Here is a 4,819-nt window from a genome sequence, read left to right as displayed (position 1 = left end):
TATCCAGGAGAGAAAGAGGTTTTAGAGTGTGTATTTAGAATTACAACCATATTTGTATTTTTCTTAAAATTAGGGAATAATTTTGAAAGCTCAAATCGTTATGAAAGGAGGTGACAGAAATGCAAGAAACACTAACTCCCCCCGAGCGTCCAAAATCCAGTACTGGAATAGAACCAAATGTAGCCGGACTTCTTTGCTATCTTTTAACCTGGCTCACTGGGCTTATTTTCTATCTGATTGAGAAGGAAAATAAGGATGTCCGATTCCATGCCATGCAAGCCATTCTCTTTGGAGTAGCTCTAATTGTGGGTTGGATCATTCTCGCCATCTTGGGAGTTATCCTCACCTATATTCCCATCATCGGCGCGATAATCTATATGCTACTTGGGGCGGCTTATAGCATTGGCGCTTTTGCTCTGTGGATTATTTTGATGATCAAAGCTTATCAAGGGGGAAGGTATAAGCTCCCAGTCCTAGGCGATATGGCAGAGAAATATGTTTAAAGAGGTGATTTTATTGCCCACGCTCGTAAAAAGGATCGGAGCCTGGTCGGTTTTTAAATTCAGTGTAGTTGCCTACCTCATATTTTTCCTGATATTCTTCATCTTTGTCGTCCTTGGTTACCTTGTGGTTTTGAGCACGGGCATGCTCGGCGCTGAGGGAAGGGAAGCCCTAGAGACTCTCCAGGCCTTGGGTGTAAGCGGTGGGATAGCTTTGGTCGTCTTCTTCTTCGTGGGGATATTCTTTTGCATTCTCAATACCATCTTCAATGCCGTTATAGCTCTAATCTATAACCTCATAGCCATGATAACCGGGGGCATCGAGCTCAGCCTCGAAGAGAAAACCAAAAGTGAGGAAGTGAGGAAGTGAGAGAGCGAGGAAGTGAGAGACGAGATCAAAAGCTTTAGGGATTTACTAGTGTGGCAAAAGGCGCATAAGTTGTTTCTGGAGACCGTTGAAGATGTAAATAAAATTCCCAAAAATAAAGTGGCCGATATTCTCGCCCAACAGCTTCTTCGTTCAGTTTCCTCTATAAGTGCCAATATCGCCGAAGGATTCGGTAAAAACAAGGGAAAAGAATTTCAGCGGTATTCGATAATAGCACGTGGTTCAACCACTGAAAGCCAAGATTGGTTTCTAAAATGTGAAGCCGTAGGTTTTATTGATAAACCCACCTTTGAGAAACGCTTTCCTTCATGCGAAGAGATAAGAATAATGCTTAACTCATTGGTTGGAAGTTTAAGAAAGAGGTCTTGAATCACTTGAATCACTCCCTCACTTGAATCACTCTAATGAGGTTTTCAATTTTACCTTTGAGTCCCGAGGAGACGTGAACTTTCCCATCCGAGGTAATGATCACGCCCTCTAAATCCTTGGTTTGCTCGATAAAGTCCATCCCTTTGGGATAGCCCATTACAAAGATGGCGGTGGATAAAATATCAGCTTCAGCACAGCTTCTGCTGGTGACCACCGTGACACTCATCAATCCCTCCACGGGCATCCCCGTTTTGGGGTCGAGTATGTGGTGATACCGCCGACCTTTCTTTACGAAGTACCGTTGATAATCGCCAGATGTGCTCACGCTTTTATCATCCTTAGACTTAAGGATGCCAATGATTTCTTCTTCGCCCTTTTTTGGGCGAGGATGCTGAATACCGATCCTCCATGGTTTGCCCCTTGGCTTCAAACCAATTACACGGGTTGTACTACCCGTGGTGACCAGGGCTTGAGATATCCCATGCCTTTTTAGGGCCTCTATTGCTTTATCCGTGGCGTATCCCTTAGCCACTCCACCCAAATCCAATCTCATCCCCGGTTTTTCCAGTTTTATTAGGTTGTTTTTTCTATCGATACTTATGCTTTTTAAATCCAGCAATGGCAATTTTTCATCCAACTCCATTTTGGTGGGGATGTGGGGTTTTTCTTCAAAGTTCCACAGTAGGGTCAAGGGTCCCACGGTGATGTCGAAGGTCCCCGCGGTTTTCTGACCATATGCTTTGCTCAAGGAGACGATCTCGATTACTTCGGATGAGACTTTCACCCTCTTTTTACCCGCATTTTGGTTTATCTTTGAGATTTCGCTTGAAGGGTCGAAAAAATTCATCAGTCTGTGGACTTTTTCCATCTCCTTCATGGCCTCGTTCACTGCTCTCTCAACTCGTCCCTCGTCTTTTCCATAAGCCTTAATCGAAACATAGGTACCTAAAAGAATCCCTTCCTTCACATAGGGCTCTTGGGTATAACTCTTACCTCGAAGCGTCCACCAGAGAATCAAGGCCATTAGCCCAATGGAAAGAATCAAAATCCATCGATTTTTTCGCAGTGAAGATGCTCTTGGCATATCTTTGGAAGATTCTCCGGGTTTTTAGGTGCTTTTATAGGGAATATAGCATATGTTATAGTAAATGAGTAAATATGAAAGGATTAGGTGGCGATAGATATGAAAATCGAGGAGGTTAAAAAGAAATATAAAAATGAGTGGGTACTTGTGGAAGTTCTAGAGGAAGATGAACTTGGCAACCCGACGAGAGTCAAAGTCCTTGCTCATAGCAAAAATAGGGACGACCTCTATAAATTATTAAATCGCACTAAAGGGAAATACACTTACCAGTTTTATACCGGGAAGACTCCTAGGAAAGGGTATGCGGTCGCCTTCCATGGCTAGATACCAATTTGATCCAAAAGCACCAGTAATTGTAATGAGTCCGACGCTTGAGGGTATTAACGGCGCAAAAAAGAAGGTTAATATGGCTATTTCCAAAACACCTGTCCTGGTGTGTCCCTCCCCTTTTTCTTCTAGTCTTGTCTTGAGTTCCTCATACCTCTGAATAACTTTCAATCAAACCAAATTCGCCATTTTTGGTGAGAAGGGTTATAATTCATGGATGTAACCGGAATCGATTTTGCGAATCTTTGAGGGAGAAGGCCAATGGCTTTTAAAATAGGGGTGCCGCAGGCTCTCCTCTACTACAAATATTTTCCCCTGTGGAAAACCTTCTTTGATGAGTTAAATTGCCAAGTAGCAGTGTCCAATGCAACCAATAAGCGAATTTTAAATGCGGGACTTGTGGTTGCCGAGAATGAACTCTGTCTCCCGGTCAAGGCTTTCTTTGGACACGTATTGGATCTTGTGGACAAGGTAGATTTTCTGTTCATCCCGCGTCTTGTCAGCGTGGATCCCGATGGTTATACTTGTCCAAAACTTTTGGGTCTCCCAGATATGGTGGAAAACACCCTAAGAGAGCTCAAGGGTAGGGAAGGTTTTAATATTCTCTGTTCCTTGATCGATTTAAAGGAGAAGAAACCCTGGTCACTCTTCTTCGAGCAGCTGGGAGAAAAATTGGGCTATGCTCCCTCACGAATCTTTAAAGCATACAAAAGGGCTCAAAAAGCTCAGGAGCAATTCCACTCCTTACTCATGCGAGGTTATCTACCGACCGAAATATTTGCGGGCAAGAGAGGAAAAGAGAGTCAAGGCGGACCCACCTGCCGGATGGGCAGGCTCACAATCGGGATAGCTGGACACTGTTATCTCATTTATGATCCTCACATCAGTATGAATATCGTGAAGAAAATCCAGGATGCGGGAGCGTGCATCCTCACCCCGGAGATGGTACCGGATTTCGAGATCAAAAAATCCTTGTCCACCCTGCCCAAGCCACTTTTTTGGAATTACCAAAAACGGATTTTTGGAGCCGTTTGGCATTGGTGTCAAAATGGCCAGGTGGATGGAATCATTTACCTTCCGGCTTTCCCCTGTGGGCCGGACTCGGTGATGGGGGGATTTATCGAACATGAGGCAAAGGGAGCGGGTATACCCCTATCATCGATAAGCATCGATGAACACGCGGGAGAGGCGGGGGTGAGAACCAGGATTGAAGCTTTTATGGACATGATTCAATGGAAAAGGGGACAGATTACCAAAAGTTTCTCGGTTGGGAAAGCTGCGGATAAACCCCTGGGCTCGGGAAGAACGCGCATATCGATAAAGGAAAGGGTGGTAAGCTTTCCCAGAATGGGAGAGGATACACACCTGGTTTTAAAATATCTATTCAAAAGTCTCGGCACAAGTTGTATTATCCCACCACCCACAACGGAGAGGACCCTCAAATTGGGCGTCAAATATGCTCCAGAGACCATTTGTCTGCCCCTTAAGGTTAATCTGGGGAATTATATAGAAGTTTTGGAAAAAGGGGCGAATGTCCTCGTCCACGCTGGAGGTTGCGGACCCTGCCGATTTGGATATTATGGCGTACTGGCTGAATTGATACTCAAGGAGCTCGGTTACAAATTCGAATTCAAAATCTTGGAACCTCCTGGTAGCCAAGGTCTCCAAACCTTTGCTGACTTCTTTAGGTTCTTCTCTCCAGGGAAAGTGAGTCCCATATTCTTACCCTTATTAAAGAGGATTGCACGTGGCGCTGCTTCCCTATCGGGTAGGATGTGGATGGAGCTTTTGGCTTTGACCCCTCATGATCGCACTCTGTGGCGGATCATCAAGGCTTCATTTTTAAAGAAAAGAGCCTTCGATACGGTTGAGAAAAGGGCGTTGGAGACGCGATGCTACGAGGTGAAAAAAGGAGAAACCACGAAGGCTTTAAAGAGTGCAAGAAGCTTTATTGATCAAGCACAGACTCTTGAAGAAATTGAGGAAGCAAAAGAAGAAGGTCTAAAACTTATATCCGCCGTGGAGCAAGATCCCGCTCGGGATGTGTTGAGAGTCGGTCTTGTGGGCGAGTTTTTCATTCTCCTTGAGCCCTTCATAAATTTTGATATCGAGAAATTCCTAGGTGAGGAGGGCATCTATATTGAGCGGGGA

The 4,819-nt window shown here is 44.7% G+C and carries 6 protein-coding genes; 5 read left to right on the top strand and 1 reads right to left on the bottom strand.

The window, feature by feature from the left end; all coding sequences use genetic code 11:
* Positions 1-119 precede the first annotated feature (119 nt).
* The 3 genes from AB1466_06430 to AB1466_06420 are packed head-to-tail and all read left to right on the top strand — an operon-like array spanning position 120 to position 1,257.
* Positions 120-503, top strand: a complete 384-nt coding sequence (locus tag AB1466_06430; GenBank protein ID MEW6189719.1) for a DUF4870 domain-containing protein — start codon at positions 120-122, stop codon at positions 501-503.
* A 13-nt stretch (positions 504-516) separates the two neighbouring features.
* Complete coding sequence (locus tag AB1466_06425) at positions 517-870, top strand: DUF3566 domain-containing protein (protein ID MEW6189718.1); 354 nt, start codon at positions 517-519, stop codon at positions 868-870.
* 48 nt (positions 871-918) lie between these two features.
* Positions 919-1,257 carry a four helix bundle protein gene (locus tag AB1466_06420; GenBank protein MEW6189717.1) on the top strand — a complete coding sequence of 113 codons (339 nt, stop codon included), beginning with the start codon at positions 919-921 and terminating at the stop codon, positions 1,255-1,257.
* Positions 1,258-1,267: 10 nt separating this feature from the next.
* Here the strand turns inward: AB1466_06420 and AB1466_06415 are convergent, their stop codons facing one another.
* A complete protein-coding gene (locus AB1466_06415; GenBank protein ID MEW6189716.1) occupies positions 1,268-2,341 on the bottom strand; it encodes an FAD:protein FMN transferase in 1,074 nt (357 codons plus the stop codon).
* Between the two features lie 99 nt (positions 2,342-2,440).
* Here AB1466_06415 and AB1466_06410 point away from each other — a divergent pair, with 99 nt between their 5' ends.
* Together AB1466_06410 and AB1466_06405 are read left to right on the top strand one after the other, a co-directional pair.
* On the top strand, positions 2,441-2,665 hold the full coding sequence (locus AB1466_06410) for a hypothetical protein (protein ID MEW6189715.1): 225 nt from the start codon (positions 2,441-2,443) through the stop codon (positions 2,663-2,665).
* A 264-nt stretch (positions 2,666-2,929) separates the two neighbouring features.
* On the top strand, positions 2,930-4,819 hold a 1,890-nt coding region (locus AB1466_06405; protein MEW6189714.1), incomplete at its 3' end, for an acyl-CoA dehydratase activase-related protein.

The sequence above is a fragment of the Actinomycetota bacterium genome, from assembly GCA_040755895.1.
In the GTDB taxonomy this organism is placed as follows: Bacteria; Actinomycetota; Aquicultoria; order Subteraquimicrobiales; family Subteraquimicrobiaceae; genus Subteraquimicrobium.
This window is presented reverse-complemented; position numbering and strand designations above follow the sequence as displayed.